Below are 18341 nucleotides of genomic sequence, written 5' to 3' on the forward strand. Positions count from 1 at the left end.
CGCCCGTCAGCGACGCCCGGCGAGGACGAGGGTGCCGCCCGACGACGACGGGGGCGGGACCGTTCGCCGGGTGGTCCCAGTGCCCGCGAGGCCGGCCCGTGCCGACGTCCAGGCCCGTGACGAACGGGAGGGCCGTCCGCCCCAGCAGCCCCCGGCGCCCGCCGTGGGAGGACCTCACGTACAGCACCCCCCGCCGCACCCCCAGCAGGCCCAGCACGCACGCCGCGCCCTCCCGCCGCGTCACCGGCCGCTGCCACCGCACCGCCCCGCTCTCCGCGTCGAGCGCGAACACCACGTCCCAGCCCTGCTCCGCCCGGTACGCGGCCACGTACACCACCCCGTCCTCGACGAGCAGCCCCGCCGCCGGCACCCCCGGCTCGAAGCGCCACAGCTCGTACCCCTTGCGCCGGTCCAGCGCGCGCAGGACACCGCCGTCCAGTACGTGCACCGGCCCGCCCGCCGGCTGGTCGGGGGCCGTCGGCGCGCCGGCGTCGTAGCCGCGCGGCCACGACCACAGCGGGGCCCCGCTCGGCAGGTGCAGTGCCCGCAGCCGGCCGCCGCCCCCCACCACCAGGCACTCGCCCGCGACGGTCAGCGCCGCCCCGGCGGGCAGCGGGTGCCGCCACACCGGTTCCCCGGCGGCCTTGTCCAGGGCGGTCAGTTCACCCTCCGCCGCCTGCAGCACCAGCCCCGGCGCCGGGACCAGCCCCACCGGCTCCGCCAGCTCCCGCCACCACCGCACCCGACCGTCCGCCGGATCCCGCACCACCAGCCGCCCGCGCGACCCGCCGCCCGAGGTCACGACCACGCACACGGTGTCGGCGTCGGCCGCGCACCACACCCGCTCCGGCTCCGGCAGCGGCAGCGCCCGCACCCCCTCGTCGGCGTGCGCCAACCAGAGCGCGGCCCCCGTCGGGGCGTCCACGCAGCCGACCTCCGCGCCCGTCGCCCACAGCGCCCGCACCCCGGCTGCGTGCAGCTCGTCCGGCAGCTCATCGGTCCGCCACCCCGCCGCCGGCCGGGACCCGGCCTGGTCGGGGCGCGGCCTCAGCGCGCGCGGGGGCGGCGTGCCGGGGTCGGTCGCGGCGGCCGCCAGCCAGGGCGCTCCCGCCGTGCAGTCCCGGGCGATCCAGGCCAGCTCCCGGCCCCGCTCGGCGGGTTCGGCCAGCCGTCGGGCGGCGGCGGCCCGCTCCTGCGCGACGGCCGGGTCCAGGACGGAGGGGCGGCCCTGCGCGCTCAGGTCCCGGGCGGCCTCCAGGTCCGCGCGGGCCGCCTCCAGCTCCCCGTCGCCGGTGTCGGTCAGCGCCTGCTCCGCCAGGGCCAGGGCCTCCGCCGCGCCCTCCCGGTCCCCGACGGCGGAGCGTTCGCCCGCCACCCGGCACAGCGCCCGCACCCGGGCCCCGCCGCCCGGGATCCGCGCGGCCAGCCGGAGGGCGGCGGGCAGGTCCCGGCGGGCGACGGCGGTGACGGCCTTGGACTCGGTGGCCGCCCGGACCACGGGGCTCTGGATCAGGGACAGGTACCCCTCGGCCCGGGGGAGGTCGGCCGGTGCACTGGCCAGGGCGGCCCGCGCCAGGACGGCCTCCTCCGCCGGGCTGCCGGCGAAGTACCGCCGGGCCAGCCGGACCCCGCGTTCGGGGGCGACCGCCGCGAGCTCCTCCGCGACCTTGCGCAGCCGGGCCGGCCGCTTCGGCCCCGACACCGAGAACAGGGCCTGCTGCGCGTCGGTCAGCACCCGTTCGGTGCGGGCGGGGGCGTCCCGCGAGATCCGCCGGGCCAGCCCGGTCAGCAGCGCGGCCACCCGGGCGCCGTCGCCGTCCCCGTCGGTCCAGGCCCAGAGCTCGGCGTCCGCGAGCAGCCGGCCGGCGAGGTCCGCGTCGAAGCGCGCCGCCGCCTCCGCCGCGAGGGCGAGCCCCTCGGTGCGCGCCTCTCCCGCCCCGGGCGGCAGGGAGACCAGCGTCTCCTCGGCCTCCAGCAGCAGCTCCCGTACGAAGTCCCGTACCGCGGCGGGCACGAAGCCGTCCGGCTCCCGCTGCGGCTCGACCCCGAGCCGGGACTCCCGCTCCGGCTCCGGGTCGGGCCGAGGTCCCGGCTCCGCGGGGCGCTCCCCGTCCCGCGCCCCGACGCCCGCGGCGGAACCCCCCTCCACGGGACCGTCCACGACCCCGTCCACCCCCCGCAGCGCCCCCGCCACCCACTGCGCCGACTCCGGCCGGTCCCGCGGGTCCTTCGCCAGCAGCGCCAGCACCAGCCGGCCCAGCTCCGCGGACACCCCCGGCACCTCCAGCGGCACCGGCGCGTCCTCCACGTGGCGCCGCATCAGGACGTACATCGGCTCCGCCGACCCGAAGGGCGGCTCCCCGCTCAGCAGGGCGTACAGCACGCACCCCAGCGCGTACAGGTCGCAGCGGGCGTCCACGTGCTCGCCGCGCCACTGCTCGGGCGCCATGTAGGGCGGGGTGCCGAACATCCGCCCGGTCACCGTCCAGCCGGCCGTCGCGTCGGCGGAGTGGGCTATGCCGAAGTCGCAGATCTTGAGGCGTCCTCCGGGCAGCAGGAAGAGGTTCTGGGGCTTCAGGTCCCGGTGCACCACGGCCTGTTCGTGCGCGGCGGCCAGCGCCTCAGCCGTCTGCACGGCCAGCCCGACCGCGTCGCCCACCGCCAGCCCGCCGGGGGAGCGGGCCAGCCGCGCCCCCAGGTCCTCCCCGGCGAGCAGCTCCATCACGATGAACAGGCGCCCCTCGTGCTGCCCCACGTCGTGCACGACGGTGATGCCCGGGTGCTGCAGGCGCGCCCCGATGGTGGCCTCCCGCCGGAACCGGGCGATCAGCTCCTCGTTGGTCGCCGCGTCCAGCAGCACCTTGACCGCCACGGCCCGGTGCAGGGCCTGGTCGTGCCCGCGCCACACCTCGCCCATGCCTCCGGCGCCGAGCCGCTGGTCCAGCCGGTACCGGTCCGCCAGTACTTCCCCCACCCGCACCGCGAAGCCCCCTGAGATCACGTCGTCCGACGGTCATCCAGGGGGCATTGTCCACCGCCGAGTGAACTAGGGGGTGTTGCGAAAGTCCCGCACGGCGCCCACGGCGCCCGGCACGCACTCTCGCCGCACCGGTCGAAGTCTCGAGTAGCCCAGTACGAGGGCCTTCGCCCGGCGCGCCGAGAGCACGCACCGGACACCGCGAGCGCCGCACAGGACTTTCGCAACACCCCCTAACGGGGGTCGGAAGCCGAACGCCGCCGGATCTTGCTCCCCAGCCACACCAGGGGGTCGTACTTGCGGTCCACGGCCCGCTCCTTCAGCGGGATCAGGGCGTTGTCGGTGATCTTGATGCCTTCGGGGCAGACCTCCGTGCAGCACTTGGTGATGTTGCAGTAGCCCAGCCCGTGTTCCTCCTGGGCGGTGCGCTTGCGGTCCAGGCCGGCGTCCGCGGCAGCGTCCAGCGGGTGCATGTCCAGCTCCGCGACCCGCATCAGGAAGCGGGGGCCGGCGAAGGCGGTCTTGTTCTCCTCGTGGTCGCGCACGACGTGGCAGGTGTCCTGGCACAGGAAGCACTCGATGCACTTGCGGAACTCCTGCGAGCGTTCCACGTCCACCTGCTGCATCCGGTACTCGCCCGCGGCGACGCCCGGCGGGGGCACGAAGGCCGGGACCTCGCGGGCCTTGGCGTAGTTGAAGGACACGTCCGTGACCAGGTCCCGGATGACCGGGAAGGCGCGCAGCGGGGTGATCGTGACGGTCTCGTCCCGCCCGAAGACCGACATCCGCGTCATGCACATCAGCCGCGGCCGGCCGTTGATCTCCGCGCTGCACGAGCCGCACTTGCCCGCCTTGCAGTTCCAGCGGACAGCGAGGTCGGACGCCTGGGTGGCCTGGAGCCGGTGCACGATGTCCAGGACCACCTCGCCGTCGTGCACCTCGACGGTGAAGTCCCGCAGGTCCCCGCCCTCCGCGTCACCCCGCCAGACCCGGAAGCGTGCGTCGTATGTCGTCACCCGTACAGCTCCTCTTCGGCGAGGTACTTGGCCAGTTCTTCCTTCTCGAAGAGCGCGAGCAGGTCGGGGCGGATCGGCTCGGTGCGGACCCGCTCCAGCGCGATCCGCGCCGCGGCGGGGTCGGCGGGGGCCGGATCGACCGGGCGGCACAGCAGGTTCACCGCCCGCCACTGGCGTTCCATCGCCGGGCAGTCCTCGCGGGTGTGCCCGCCCCGGCTCTCGGTGCGCTCCAGGGCGGCGCGGGCCACGCACTCGCTGACCAGCAGCATGTTGCGCAGGTCCAGCGCCAGGTGCCAGCCCGGGTTGAACTGCCGGTGCCCCTCGACCCCGGCGCAGGCCGCCCGTACGCGCAGGGCCGCCAGCCGCTCCAGGGCCTCGGCCATCTCGCCCTCGCGGCGGATGATGCCGACCAGGTCGTTCATCGCCGTCTGGAGCTCCTGGTGGAGGGTGTACGGGTTCTCCGCGCCGTCGGCGGCGTGGAACGGGGCCAGCGCCTCGGCGGCCGCCGCGTCGATCTGCTCCTGGGAGACGGCGGGACGCGGGCCGGGGACCGCCGCGTGCTCCGCCGCGTGCAGCCCGGCCCGCCGGCCGAAGACCAGCAGGTCGGACAGGGAGTTGCCGCCGAGCCGGTTCGAGCCGTGCATGCCGCCCGCGACCTCGCCGGCGGCGAACAGGCCCGGTACGCCGACGGTGGCGGCGGTGTCGGAGTCGACCGCGATGCCGCCCATCACGTAGTGGCAGGTCGGGCCGACCTCCATGGGCTCGGCGGTGATGTCCACGTCCGCCAGCTCCTTGAACTGGTGGTACATGGAGGGCAGCCGGCGTTTGATCTTCTCGGCCGGCATCCGGGTGGACACGTCGAGGAACACCCCGCCGTGCGGGGAGCCGCGGCCCGCCTTCACCTCGGAGTTGATGGCGCGGGCCACCTCGTCGCGGGGGAGCAGCTCGGGCGGGCGCCGGTTGTGGTCGGGGTCCTCGTACCAGCGGTCGCCCTCCTCCTCCGACTCGGCGTACTTCTCCTTGAAGACGTCCGGGACGTAGTCGAACATGAAGCGCTCGCCCTCGGAGTTGCGCAGCACCCCGCCGTCGCCGCGCACGGATTCGGTGACGAGGATGCCCTTCACGGAGGGCGGCCAGACCATGCCGGTGGGGTGGAACTGGACGAACTCCATGTTCAGCAGGGGTGCGCCGGCGAGCAGGGCCAGGGCGTGGCCGTCGCCGGTGTACTCCCAGGAGTTGGAGGTGGTCTTGAAGGACTTGCCGATCCCGCCGGTGGCCAGCACGACCGCGGGGGCCTCCAGGACGAAGAAGCGGCCGGTCTCGCGCTCGTAGCAGAAGGTCCCCGAGACCCTCTCCCCGTCCTTGAGACCGCGATCTTTCAGAACCCGCGTGACCGTGCACTCCTGGAAGACCTTGAGCCGGGCCTCGTGGTCCCCGTGCTCCCTGAAGTCCTCCTGCTGGAGCTGGACGATCTTCTGCTGGAGGGTGCGGATCAGCTCCAGGCCGGTCCGGTCGCCGACGTGCGCGAGGCGCGGGTACTCGTGCCCGCCGAAGTTGCGCTGGGAGATCCGGCCGTCGGGCGTGCGGTCGAAGAGCGCGCCCCAGGTCTCCAGCTCCCAGACCCGGTCCGGGGCCTCCTTGGCGTGCAGCTCGGCCATCCGCCACTGGTTGAGGAACTTGCCGCCGCGCATGGTGTCGCGGAAGTGGACCTGCCAGTTGTCGCCCTCGTTGACGTTGCCCATGGAGGCGGCGATCCCGCCCTCCGCCATCACCGTGTGGGCCTTGCCGAAGAGGGACTTGCAGATCACGGCCGTACGGGCGCCCCGCTCGCGGGCCTCGATCGCGGCCCGCAGCCCGGCACCGCCCGCGCCGACCACGACCACGTCCCACTGCTGCCGTTCCACTTGAGTCATCTCAGAAGATCCTCGGGTCGGTGATGGTGCCGCTGGCCAGCAGGTACACGTAGAAGTCGCACAGGGCGACGCTGATCAGGGAGGCCCACGCCAGCTGCATGTGGCGGGCGTTGAGCCGGCTGACCCAGCCCCACAGGCGGTAGCGCACCGGGTGCCGGGAGAAGTGCTTGAGGCGGCCGCCCATGATGTGCCGGCAGGAGTGGCAGGACAGCGTGTAGGCCCAGATCAGCACGATGTTGGCCAGGAAGACGAGGGTGCCCAGCCCCATGTGGCCCCAGGCGTAGTGCTCGTCCCGGAAGGTCAGCACGGTGTCGTACGTGAGGATGCCGGCGACCGGCACCGCCGCGTAGAAGAAGTACCGGTGCAGGTTCTGCAGGATCAGCGGGAAGCGGGTCTCGCCCGTGTACGAGGCGTGCGGCTCGGCGACGGCGCAGGCGGGCGGCGAGGCCCAGAAGCCCCGGTAGTAGGCCTTGCGGTAGTAGTAGCAGGTCAGCCGGAAGCCGAGCGGGAAGACCAGGATCAGCAGGGCGGGGGACAGGCCCCACCAGCTGCCGAAGAGGTCGAGGTTGGGTCCGCCGCGCATCTCCCGGCAGTTCTCCGCCAGACAGGGGGAGTAGAACGGGGAGACGTACGGGGCCGCGTAGTAGTGGTCGTTGGCGAAGGCCCGCCAGGTCGAGTACGCGATGAAGGCGAGCAGCCCGGCCGCGGTGCCGGCGGGCGACAGCCACCACCGGTCGGTCCGCAGGTGCCGGGCCGTGATCGCGGCCCGGGAGGGGCCGTGGACCCCGCCGGGCCGCTGCTGGGGTGGTTCCGTGCCTGTGGCCAAAGGGAACTCCGGGTGGAGTGGTCGAGGGGTGGCCCAGGAGGCCCGGCCGCCGGAGCGGCCGGGCCAGATGGGGGTGCTGCGCGGGGACGGGCGGGGGGCTCTACGGGGCGCGGCGGTCGCGGGCGCCGAGGCCCTCGTCGTCGGTGTCCGTCCACAGCGCGTTGTCGTACGGGGTGTCCGGGATGGTCACCATCCCGGATTTCTCCGGCGGCCTGGAGCCGGCGGCCGGCGCCTGCCGGGCGACGTCCTTCTCCAGCTGCTCCACCGAGCGGACCAGCTCGTCGAGACTGCGCCGTACGGCGGTCAGATCGTCTTGCAGGGACATGACTTGCCCTCACTTCCGCAGGGTGCGGTGGCAACGCTCACGGGCGCCTGCGAGTGTCGCGCCTCCCGTCCCCGGTTGTGAAGGGACGTGCAGCGATTCCGGGCGCGCAGGCGCAAACCGTGCGCCCCTCCCTGCTCCCATTTTCATCCCTCGAACGAGGGAACGCGCGCTTGGGCGCCCGGTCCGGCCGCGGCGGGGGGCGGGGGGCGCGCCCGGGGGCGCAAGCGGGATTGGTCCGCACGGGTGGGGTTCGCGGCGTGGCGAGGGGCCGCTGCTGAGGACGCGGGCGGTGGTCGATTTCAGTGGGTTTCCACACCGGTGTGATCAGCTCCATATACCGCCGAACGTGATCAAGACCCCGTTTTCACGGCCCTCGTGCCCCGCCCCGGAGGTACCACCCATGACCCAGAGAAGGCGCAGGTCCTTGGCGCTCCTCACCTCGGGAGTCCTCGCACTGCCGCTCCTCGCGGGCTGCGGCGCGGGCGAGGACGAGGGCGGCCCGGCCGCCGCGGGACCGGACATCGCGGCGACCGTCCGCGAGCAGGTCGCCGACGGCGGCGTGCTGCGCTGGGCCGTGGACTCCCTGCCGGAGACCCTGAACGCCTTCCAGGCCGACGCGGACGCCACCACCAGCCGGATCGCCGGCGCGGTCCTGCCCCAGCTGTTCACCCTGGACGCCAAGGGCCGGCCGGTGGCCAATCCGGACTACCTGGAGAAGGCCGAGGTCGTCGAGCGCGAGCCCAAGCAGGTCGTCCTGTACAAGCTGAACCAGCAGGCGGTGTGGAGCGACGGGCGCGAGATCGGCGCCGCCGACTTCGTCGCCCAGTGGCGGGCCCTGAACGGCAAGGACTCGGCGTACTGGACCGCCCGCAACGCCGGCTACGACCGGATCGAGAAGATCGAGCGCGGCAAGAACGACCTGGAGGTCAAGGTCACCTTCGTCAGGCCGTACGCCGACTGGCGCTCCCTGTTCAGCCCGCTCTACCCCAAGCAGGTCATGGGCACCCCCGAGGCCTTCAACGAGGGCGCCCGCGGCGCCCTCAAGGTCACCGCCGGGCCCTTCGGCCTCGGGGCCATCGACAAGAAGACCGGCACCGCGGCGCTGACCCGCAACCCGCGCTGGTGGGGTCGGCCCGCGAAGCTGGACACCCTCGTGCTGACGGCGGTGCCCCGGGCGGGCCGCCCGGCGGCGCTGGCCGCGGGGAAGGTAGACCTGGCCGAGATCGACCGCTCGGGCGCCGACCGGATCGCCCTCGCCCACCGGGACGCCGGCCAGGTCGACGGCACGCACGGCCCGGGCGCCTCGCTCACCCCCGCACAGGCCACCCTCTCCTGGGCGCTGGCCCACGGCGCCGACGAGGCCAGGGCGAAGGAGGAGCAGGAGACCCGCCAGAAGAACGCCGACGCCGTCAAGAAGTACGCCGAGGAGCAGTCGGCGCTGCGCGGCTTCACGGTCCGCAAGTCGCTGGAGCCCGCCTACACGCAGCTGGCCATGAACGGGGCCTCCGGCCCGCTGTCGGACGAACGCGTCCGCCGGGCCGTCGCCCGCGCCCTGGACCGCAGGACGCTGGCCGAGATCGTCCTCAAGCCGCTCGGTCTGCCGGCCAAGCCGGTCGGCAGCCACCTGGCGCTGGCCGGGCAGCAGGCGTACGCCGACAACAGCGACGCCCTCGGCGGCCAGGACACCCAGGCGGCGCAGGCCCTGCTCGCCGACGCGGGCTGGCGCAAGGGCGGCAAGCTGAACGAGCCGGCGAAGGCGGGGGCCGAGAGCGCGGAGAGCTCGCAGGACGACTCCAAGACCCGGGCGGGTGCCAAGCCCGGGCCGGGCGACGGCACCGGCGACGACGGCCTGTACATCGTGGGTGACGACGACGGGCGCAACGGCGACCTGCGCTCGGCCACCGCCGACCTGGGCCTGCGCCGGACCCGCCCGGGCCTGCCCGGCGCCCCCGCCGCCGGGCTGCGCGTCCTCCCGGAGACGCCCGTACGCGGCTTCGGGGCGGACCCGGCCGACGGCATCGCCTCCTTCGGCCGCACCGACGGGCCCTCCCCGGCCCTGGCCCCGGCCTCGCTCGCCGCGCAGCAGGAGCACGTCCTGCTGGCCCAGGCGGAGACCCTCGCGAAGGGGGCGGCCGCGGCCGCCGACGCCAAGGCCCCGGCGGAGGGGGAGGAGGCCAAGGAGGCCGGGGAGGAGGGTGACGCCAAGGAGCCCGCCGCGGCCGCCAGCCCGGTCCCCGTCCCCGCTCCGGCCAAGCAGGCCCGCACCTCCGGCGCGATGCTCGCCAAGGACGGCAAGCCGCTCAGCCTGCGCTTCGTCCTGCCGGCCGGGCCCGGCTCGGAGGCCCTGCGCTCGGTCGGCGAGCGGATCTCCCAGATGCTCCAGAAGATCGGCATCAGCACGGAGATCAAGAAGGTGGCCGACGAGAGCTTCTTCAAGGACCACATCGCCTCGGGCCAGTACGACCTGGCCCTGTACTCGTGGCCGGCGACGGCCTTCCCGGCCACGGACGCCCGCCCGATCTTCGCCAAGCCGGAGCCGGCCGCCGACGGCTCGCTCCTCGTCGAGCAGAACTACACCCGGGTCGGCACCGACCACATCGACCAGCTCTTCGACCAGGCGGCCGGCGAGCTGGACGAGGCGCAGGCCCGCGAGCTGATGCGCAAGGCCGATGCCCGGATCTGGGCGGCGGCCGGCTCCATCCCGCTCTACCAGCGCCCCGAGCTGGTCGCCGTGAAGCCGGGCCTGGCCAACGCCGGTGCCTTCGGCCTCGGGGCGCCCCGCTACCAGGACATCGGCTGGAAGAAGCCGCCGGCCGCCAAGGGCACCAAGGACGGCGAGGAGAAGTAGCCGAGGACATCGGGTGAAATAACGGGGCCTGTCAGGTTGACCCCCGGGTAGCAAGCTCAGAAGTGACTCAAGTTCCTTGCCCGCCGGATCCCCGGCGGGCAAGGTCGTACGTACCCATTGACCCGCATGAACACGGGCCGCGACCCCCGCCGGGACCCCCCACCCCGATCCCGGCGTTCCTCAGTCGTCCGGCCCCTTGACAGACCCCCCGGCAGGCGGTTCCCGCCACTCGACGTACGATGGGGTAAGGCCGTGGCAGGTTTCCGCCCGGCAGAGGCTCGCGTGCCAGGCCGTACGCGACGCCATCCACGATCCCGGGAGAAGCGCCGAAGTGCCCACGCGCCACGACATCCGTAACGTCGCCATCGTCGCCCACGTCGACCATGGCAAGACGACCATCGTCGATGCCATGCTCAAGCAGGCCGGTGCCTTCGCCGCCCACCAGCAGCTCGACGACCGCATGATGGACTCGAACGACCTGGAGCGTGAGAAGGGCATCACGATCCTCGCCAAGAACACGGCGGTGAAGTACCACCCCAAGGACGGCGGGGCCCCGATCACGATCAACATCATCGACACCCCCGGCCACGCCGACTTCGGTGGCGAGGTCGAGCGCGGTCTGTCGATGGTGGACGCCGTCGTCCTCCTGGTGGACGCCTCCGAGGGTCCGCTGCCGCAGACCCGCTTCGTGCTCCGCAAGGCGCTCCAGCAGCGCAAGCCGGTCATCCTCTGCATCAACAAGACGGACCGCCCGGACTCCCGGATCGACGAGGTCGTCAACGAGACGTACGACCTCTTCCTCGACCTGGACGCGGACGAGGACCAGATCGAGTTCCCGATCGTCTACGCCTGCGGCCGTGACGGCGTCGCCTCGCTGACCAAGCCGGAGGACGGCACCGTCCCCGCCGACAGCGACAACCTGGAGCCGTTCTTCTCGGCCATCCTGGAGCACGTCCCGGCCCCGGTGTACGACGAGGAGGCCCCGCTCCAGGCCCACGTCACCAACCTGGACGCCGACAACTTCCTCGGCCGCATCGCGCTGCTCCGCGTCGAGCAGGGCGAGCTGCGCAAGGGCCAGACCGTGGCCTGGATCAAGCGCGACGGTTCGATCTCCAACGTCCGCATCACCGAGCTGATGATGACCGAGGCGCTCACCCGCAAGCCGGCCGAGGTCGCCGGTCCCGGTGACATCTGCGCCGTGGCCGGTATCCCCGACATCATGATCGGCGAGACCCTGGCCGACCCGGAGAACCCGGTCGCGCTGCCCCTGATCTCGGTCGACGAGCCGGCGATCTCCATGACCATCGGTACGAACACCTCCCCGATGGTCGGCCGCGGCGGCACGGGCAAGGGCGCGGACGCCAAGTCCGCGGTCAAGGACCGCAAGGTCACCGCCCGCCAGGTCAAGGACCGTCTGGACCGCGAGCTGATCGGCAACGTCTCGCTGCGCGTCCTCGACACCGACCGCCCGGACGCCTGGGAGGTCCAGGGCCGCGGTGAGCTCGCGCTCGCCATCCTGGTCGAGCAGATGCGCCGCGAGGGCTTCGAGCTGACCATCGGCAAGCCGCAGGTCGTCACGCAGGAGATCGACGGCAAGACGCACGAGCCGGTCGAGCGCATGACCATCGACGTGCCCGAGGAGCACATGGGTGCGGTCACGCAGCTCATGGGCGTCCGCAAGGGCCGCATGGACAACATGTCGAACCACGGCTCCGGCTGGGTCCGCATGGAGTTCGTCGTCCCGTCGCGCGGCCTCATCGGCTTCCGCACGGAGTTCCTGACCAACACCCGCGGTACGGGTATCGCCCACTCGATCCACGAGGGCCACGAGCCGTGGTTCGGTCAGCTGGTCACCCGCAACAACGGCTCCCTGGTCGCCGACCGCGCCGGTGCGGTCACGCCGTTCGCGATGATCAACCTGCAGGAGCGCGGCGTCCTGTTCACCGAGCCCGGCACCGAGGTGTACGAGGGCATGATCGTCGGCGAGAACTCGCGCTCCGACGACATGGACGTGAACATCACCAAGGAGAAGAAGCTCACCAACATGCGTGCGGCTTCGGCGGACAACACGGAGAACGTGATCCCGCCCCGCAAGCTCTCCCTGGAGCAGTCCCTGGAGTTCTGCCGCGACGACGAGTGCGTCGAGGTGACCCCGGAGGCCGTGCGCATCCGCAAGGTCGTCCTGGACCAGAAGGAGCGCTCGCGCACCGCGTCGCGCGCCAAGTCGGCCAAGTAGTCCGCGAGTCGGACTCCGGCCTGAAGCCGTACGGCTGACAACGGCCCCTCCCCGCACCGTCCCGGTGCGGGGAGGGGCCGTTCGCGTTTGTCAAACGGATTGTTGCGTTCTGGTGTCCGCATACCGACCGTGACGCTCCGGATGATGAGCTAACCGTCCGTTTCGCACGTGTCTGTCTCCTATCCGTTTGTCCGGATTTCGGGTTTTCGCCATGCGGTGATGTTGTGAAAACGAGACCACTTAAGTGTGGTTTACGGCCTGGCGGTCCCTGAGGATTGGCTCCATTGAGCTCGGGTCAATGGGTCACACGCTGTGGGGAGCGTCGACTCACGAGCACACGATGGGACCGGATTTCGCTGTCAGGGGTGTCAGCGGGAACCGGGTCCTTCACGAATCGACAGTGACTCCTGAGGAGGCAAATACCCATGCGCGGAGCAACGAGCGCCAAGTGGGTCGCGGGTGCCGTGATCGTGGCCATGGCCGCGACGGCCTGCAGCACCGGTAGCAACGACGCCGGTGGCAAGGGCGGCAACATCACCGTCGTGCTCGGCGAGCCGCAGCACGGCCTGGTGGGTCAGAACACCGGCGAGTCCGAGGGCGCCGAGGTCCTCAACGCGCTCTTCACCGGTCTGGTCGACTACGACAACAAGACCAACGAGCCGAAGCTCGCCGCGGCCGAGTCCATCGAGACCACGGACTCGAAGACCTGGACCATCAAGGTCAAGGACGGCTTCACCTTCCACAACGGTGAGAAGCTGGACGCGCAGTCCTTCGTCCGCGCCTGGAACTGGGGTGCCAACCAGGACAACGCCGCCGAGGGCATGCCGTTCTTCGCCAAGATCGAGGGCTCCGACGAGCTCGCGCCGGGCAAGGACAAGAAGCCCACGGCCAAGGAGCTCAAGGGCCTCAAGGTCGTTGACGAGAAGACCTTCACCGTCACGCTGAAGGAGCCCTTCTCCCAGTTCAAGACCATGCTGGGCTACAACGCCTTCTACCCGCTGCCGAAGGCCTTCGAGACCGACGGTGCGAAGAAGTTCGGCGAGAAGCCGATCGGCAACGGCCCCTTCCAGATGGACGGCGCCTGGGACCACAACAAGCAGATCAAGGTCAAGCGGTACGACAAGTACCCGGCCGAGGGTCGCGCCAAGCTCGCCGGCGTCACCTTCAAGATCTACGACAACCTGGACACGGCGTACAACGACCTGCGCGCCGACAACATCCAGATCGTCGACAAGCTGCCCGTCTCCGCGATGGCCAGCGTCTCCCAGGAGTTCGGCGACCGCTACATCTACAAGCCCGAGTCGGGCGTCGGCTACCTCGGCCTCCCGCTGGAGACCAACCCCGAGGCGTTCGGCAAGGTGGAGATCCGTCAGGCCCTCTCCATGGCCATCGACCGGGAAGCCATCACGAAGACCATCTTCAACGGCACCCGCAAGCCGGCCGACGACTTCATCAGCCCGATCATCCCGGGCTACCGCAAGGGCGCGCTGGGCGAGGTCGGTCAGTACAACCCGACCAAGGCCAAGGAGATCTTCGAGAAGGCCGGCGGTGTCCCCGGCAACAAGCTGGAGCTCGGCTACAACGCCGACGGCGGCCACAAGGAGTGGATCGAGGCCGTCGCCAACCAGCTGAAGACGAACCTCGGCATCGAGGTCACCGCCAAGCCGTACGCCAAGTTCGGTGACATGCTGGACGACCTCCAGGCGGCCAAGTACAAGGGCGCCTTCCGCATGGCGTGGTCCATGGACTACCCGGCGGCGGAGAACTACCTGCGCCCGATCTTCTCGAAGGTCGCGATCGAGCAGGGCTCCAACTACGGCCACTACCGTAACGACGAGTTCGAGAAGGTCATGGCGGAGGCCGACAAGGCCACCGACCCGGCCGAGGGCCAGAAGCTGTACCAGAAGGCCGATGACATCATCATCAAGGACCTTCCGTACATCCCGGTCTTCACCTACATGTCTTCTTCGGCCTACTCCAAGTCCGTGAAGAACGTTGAGGTCGACGCCCAGGGCCGCATGGACCTGGCGAACGTCGAGCGCAACTAACACCCCTCTTCACCAAGGGGCTTGCGGGGGCGGGCAGACGGAATCAGGTTTCCGTCTGCCCGCCCTTTCCCCCTGTTCTTTGCTGGAGGTCTGATGGGCCGCTACCTCATCCGCCGACTCATACAGGCGATCCCTGTTCTGATCGGCGCCACGTTCCTGATCTACCTGCTCACCTTCGCCATGCCCGGCGCTGACCCGATTCAGCTCCTCGCGGGCGAGAAGAAGGCGGATCCCCTCGTCGCCGCGATGCTGCGCGAGAAGTACCACCTCGACGACCCGTTCCTGCTGCAGTACTGGAACTACATCACCGGTGTGTTCCAGGGCGACCTCGGTGAGACCCTCACCGGCCGCAAGGTCAGCGAGATGATCGGCGAGGCGTTCCCCTACACGGTGAACCTCGCGATCTTCTCCTTCGTCATCGAGGCCGTCGTCGGCGTCCTGGCCGGCATCATGGCCGCCCTGCGCCGCGGCAAGTTCCTGGACCAGCTGGTCCTCATCTCCACCCTGATGGTCATCTCCATCCCCGTCTTCGTGACCGGCTTCGTCCTCCAGCTGACCCTCGGCGTCCAGCTGAAGAACAGCTGGGGCATCGACCTCTTCTCCGTCTCCTTCAACGAGAACGACGGACTCCAGGCCTACCTCCTCCCGGCCTGGGTGCTCGCGTCCACCTCGCTCGCGTACGTGGCCCGACTGACCCGTACCAGCCTGATGGAGACCATGCGCGCGGACTACGTCCGCACCGCCACGGCCAAGGGCCTGCCCCGCCGCCGCGTCGTGGTCAACCACGCGCTGCGCAACGCGCTGATCCCGATCGTCACCTTCCTCGGCGCCGACCTCGGTGCCCTCATGGGCGGCGCGGTCATCACCGAGCGCATCTTCAACATCCACGGCCTCGGTGGCCTGCTCGCCAAGTCCGTCTACCTGAAGGAAGGCGCCGTCGTCGTCGGTGGTGTGACCCTCCTGGTCCTCATCTACCTCGTCGCCAACCTGTTGGTGGACCTGCTCTACGCCGTGCTCGACCCGAGGATCCGCTATGCGTGACACGAATACGGTGGAGGACCCGATGACCGACACCCAGACGGCCGCGGCCACCTCCGGGGGCAAGCAGGCCGGCAAGGTCCAGGCCAAGAAGAAGGACCGCGAGGCCAGCCTCTGGTCCGACGCGATCGACGACCTGCGCCGCAACCCGATCTTCATCATCGGTGCCCTGCTCGTGGTGTTCCTGCTGATCGTCGCCGCGGTCCCGCAGCTGTTCACCGACGGCAGCCCCTTCGACGCCGGCGCCTGCCGACTGGAGGACTCGCTCAAGACCCCCAGCTCCGCGCACTGGTTCGGCTTCGACATCCAGGGCTGCGACGTCTACACCCGTACGGTGTGGGCCGCCCGCAACTCCGTGATCGTCGGCGTCGTCACCACCACGCTGGTGCTCCTCGTCGGCGGCGCCCTCGGCCTGATCGCCGGCTGGGTCGGCGGCATCACCGACAGCATCCTGTCCCGCTTCACCGAGATCTTCTTCGCGATCCCGCTGATCCTCGGCGGCATGCTCATCATGTCGGCGCTGCCGGGCAACGCCTGGACGGTCTCGCTGGTGCTCGCGATCCTCGGCTGGCCGCAGATCTTCCGCATCATGCGGTCCTCGGTCCTGCAGAACAAGAACAACGACTACGTGGTCGCCGCCCGCGCCCTGGGCGCCGGCACCATGCGCATCACGATCCGTCACATCCTGCCGAACGCCGTCGCCCCCGTCATCGTGGTCGGCGCGATCAGCCTGGGTGTGTACATCTCCGCGGAAGCGGCCCTGTCGTACCTCGGCATCGGCGTCCAGCCCCCGCAGATCTCCTGGGGCCTGATGGTCAGCGACGCCTCCGTCCGCTGGCTCCAGGCACCGCACGTGCTGCTGTTCCCGTCGATCGCGCTGAGCATCACCGTGCTCGCGTTCATCATGGTCGGCGACGCGGTACGTGACGCCCTCGACCCGAAGCTGCGCTGAGGAAGGGCGTACGTTGACCACCATCGACAAGACCTCGAACGTCCCCGCGCCCCGCTCGGCGCCGGAGGGGACCCCCCTGCTCGATGTGCGCGACCTGCACGTCGAGTTCCACACCCGCGACGGTGTCGCCAAGGCCGTGAACGGCGTCTCGTACTCGGTGAACGCCGGCGAGACCCTCGCCGTCCTCGGCGAGTCCGGCTCCGGCAAGTCCGTGACGGCGCAGGCCATCATGGGCATCCTCGACATGCCGCCCGGCAAGATCCCCTCCGGTGAGATCCTCTTCCAGGGGCAGGACCTGCTGAAGCTCCCGGCCGAGGAGTACCGCAAGATCCGCGGTTCGAAGATCGCCATGATCTTCCAGGACGCCCTGTCCTCGCTGAACCCGGTGCACACCGTCGGCGCCCAGCTCGGCGAGATGTTCCGCGTCCACCGGGGCATGTCCAAGAAGGACTCGCTGGCCAAGGCCGTCGAGCTCATGGACCGGGTGAAGATCCCCGCCGCCAAGGCGCGCGTGGGCGACTACCCGCACCAGTTCTCCGGCGGTATGCGCCAGCGCATCATGATCGCCATGGCGATGGCCCTGGAGCCCGACCTGATCATCGCCGACGAGCCGACCACGGCCCTCGACGTGACGGTCCAGGCCCAGGTCATGGACCTGCTCGCGGAGCTCCAGCGCGAGATGAACATGGGCCTGATCCTGATCACCCACGACCTCGGCGTCGTCGCCGACGTCGCGGACAAGATCGCCGTCATGTACGGCGGCCGGATCGTCGAGAACGCCCCGGTCCACGAGATCTACAGCCGCCCGGCGCACCCGTACACCCGCGGCCTGCTCGACTCGATCCCGCGCCTGGACCAGAAGGGCCAGGAGCTCTACGCGATCAAGGGCCTGCCGCCCAACCTGCTCAACCTCCCCACGGGCTGCGCCTTCAACCCGCGCTGCCCCAAGGCCCAGGACATCTGCCGCACCGACGTGCCCGTCCTGCACCAGGTGACCGAGCAGGACGGCACCGAGCTGCCGGGCCGCGGCAGCGCGTGCCACTTCTGGAAGGAGCAGATCCATGGCTGATCTCACCAAGCCCAAGGGCGAGCCGATCCTTCAGGTGCGCAACCTGGTCAAGCACTTCCCGCTGACCCAGGGCATCCTGTTCAAGAAGCAGATCGGCGCGGTCAAGGCCGTGGACGGGGTCTCCTTCGACCTCTACCAGGGCGAGACCCTCGGCATCGTCGGTGAGTCCGGCTGTGGCAAGTCCACCGTCGCCAAGCTCCTGATGAGCCTGGAGAAGGCCACCGCCGGCGAGGTCTTCTACAAGGGCCAGGACATCACCAAGCTGTCCGGCGCGGCCCTCAAGGCCGTCCGCCGCAACATCCAGATGGTGTTCCAGGACCCGTACACCTCGCTGAACCCGCGCATGACGGTCGGCGACATCATCGGCGAGCCCTTCGAGATCCACCCCGAGGTGGCTCCCAAGGGCGACCGGCGCCGCAAGGTCCAGGAGCTCCTGGACGTCGTGGGTCTGAACCCGGAGTACATCAACCGGTACCCGCACCAGTTCTCCGGCGGCCAGCGCCAGCGCATCGGCATCGCCCGCGGCCTCGCGCTCCAGCCCGAGATCATCATCTGCGACGAGCCGGTCTCCGCGCTCGACGTGTCGGTGCAGGCGCAGGTCATCAACCTGATGGAGAAGCTCCAGGACGAGTTCGACCTCTCCTACGTCTTCATCGCGCACGACCTCTCCATCGTCCGGCACATCTCGGACCGCGTGGGCGTCATGTACCTGGGCAAGATGGCCGAGATCGGCACCGACGCCGAGATCTACGACCACCCCACCCACCCGTACACGCAGGCCCTGCTCTCCGCCGTGCCCGTGCCGGACCCGGAGGCCCGCGAGGGCCGCGAGCGGATCATCCTCACCGGTGACGTCCCCTCCCCGGCCAACCCGCCGTCGGGCTGCCGCTTCCGCACCCGCTGCTGGAAGGCCGAGGAGAAGTGCTCCACGGAGGAGCCGCTGCTGGCGATTCCGACGCGCTTCCAGGGCGTCGACACCCCGGCCGCGCACGAGTCGGCGTGCCACTTCGCGGAGGACCGGGCCGTCCTGGCCGGCTGACCTCCCCGTACGGCGTACGCGTCCCAGGGCGCCCGGGACCGGAGCACCAGCTCC

Annotated in this window: 12 protein-coding genes; 7 read left to right on the forward strand and 5 right to left on the reverse strand. The window is 71.0% G+C overall.

Features of this window, described 5'->3' with window-relative positions:
- From SSNG_RS42280 to SSNG_RS23105, 5 genes are all read right to left on the reverse strand, one after another.
- The coding region (locus SSNG_RS42280) for a serine/threonine-protein kinase (protein WP_165365023.1) at positions 1-3001 on the reverse strand (3001 nt) is incomplete at its 3' end.
- A gap of 209 nt (positions 3002-3210) precedes the next feature.
- A complete protein-coding gene (locus SSNG_RS23090; protein ID WP_007266311.1) occupies positions 3211-3993 on the reverse strand; it encodes a succinate dehydrogenase/fumarate reductase iron-sulfur subunit in 783 nt (260 codons plus the stop codon).
- Complete coding sequence (locus tag SSNG_RS23095; RefSeq protein ID WP_007266312.1) at positions 3990-5906, reverse strand: fumarate reductase/succinate dehydrogenase flavoprotein subunit; 1917 nt, start codon at positions 5904-5906, stop codon at positions 3990-3992. Before SSNG_RS23095 ends, SSNG_RS23090 begins: the two co-directional genes overlap by 4 nt.
- A gap of 1 nt (position 5907) precedes the next feature.
- The gene (locus SSNG_RS23100) at positions 5908-6732 is read right to left on the reverse strand and encodes a hypothetical protein (protein WP_007266313.1); all 825 of its coding nucleotides are present in this window, start codon (positions 6730-6732) and stop codon (positions 5908-5910) included.
- 100 nt (positions 6733-6832) lie between these two features.
- The gene (locus SSNG_RS23105; RefSeq protein WP_007266314.1) at positions 6833-7057 is read right to left on the reverse strand and encodes a hypothetical protein; all 225 of its coding nucleotides are present in this window, start codon (positions 7055-7057) and stop codon (positions 6833-6835) included.
- A 400-nt stretch (positions 7058-7457) separates the two neighbouring features.
- Between SSNG_RS23105 and SSNG_RS23110 the strand changes: the two genes are divergently transcribed.
- From SSNG_RS23110 to SSNG_RS23140, 7 genes are all read left to right on the forward strand, one after another.
- Positions 7458-9905, forward strand: a complete 2448-nt coding sequence (locus SSNG_RS23110; protein ID WP_042801697.1) for an ABC transporter family substrate-binding protein — start codon at positions 7458-7460, stop codon at positions 9903-9905.
- 331 nt (positions 9906-10236) lie between these two features.
- Positions 10237-12141 (forward strand): translational GTPase TypA, encoded by a 1905-nt coding sequence (gene typA, locus SSNG_RS23115; protein WP_007266316.1) that lies wholly within the window; start codon positions 10237-10239, stop codon positions 12139-12141.
- A 425-nt stretch (positions 12142-12566) separates the two neighbouring features.
- Positions 12567-14189: an ABC transporter substrate-binding protein gene (locus SSNG_RS23120; RefSeq protein WP_007266317.1), complete on the forward strand. Its 1623-nt coding sequence runs from the start codon at positions 12567-12569 to the stop codon at positions 14187-14189.
- A gap of 93 nt (positions 14190-14282) precedes the next feature.
- Complete coding sequence (locus SSNG_RS23125; RefSeq protein WP_007266318.1) at positions 14283-15230, forward strand: ABC transporter permease; 948 nt, start codon at positions 14283-14285, stop codon at positions 15228-15230.
- A complete protein-coding gene (locus SSNG_RS23130; protein ID WP_007266319.1) occupies positions 15223-16179 on the forward strand; it encodes an ABC transporter permease in 957 nt (318 codons plus the stop codon). Before SSNG_RS23125 ends, SSNG_RS23130 begins: the two co-directional genes overlap by 8 nt.
- A 13-nt stretch (positions 16180-16192) precedes the next feature.
- The gene (locus tag SSNG_RS23135; protein ID WP_007266320.1) at positions 16193-17248 is read left to right on the forward strand and encodes an ABC transporter ATP-binding protein; all 1056 of its coding nucleotides are present in this window, start codon (positions 16193-16195) and stop codon (positions 17246-17248) included.
- Positions 17241-18287 carry a dipeptide ABC transporter ATP-binding protein gene (locus SSNG_RS23140; RefSeq protein ID WP_007266321.1) on the forward strand — a complete coding sequence of 349 codons (1047 nt, stop codon included), beginning with the start codon at positions 17241-17243 and terminating at the stop codon, positions 18285-18287. Before SSNG_RS23135 ends, SSNG_RS23140 begins: the two co-directional genes overlap by 8 nt.
- The last annotated feature ends 54 nt before the right edge of the window (positions 18288-18341 follow it).

Source organism: Streptomyces sp. C (assembly GCF_000158895.1).
In the GTDB taxonomy this organism is placed as follows: domain Bacteria; phylum Actinomycetota; class Actinomycetes; order Streptomycetales; family Streptomycetaceae; genus Streptomyces; species Streptomyces racemochromogenes.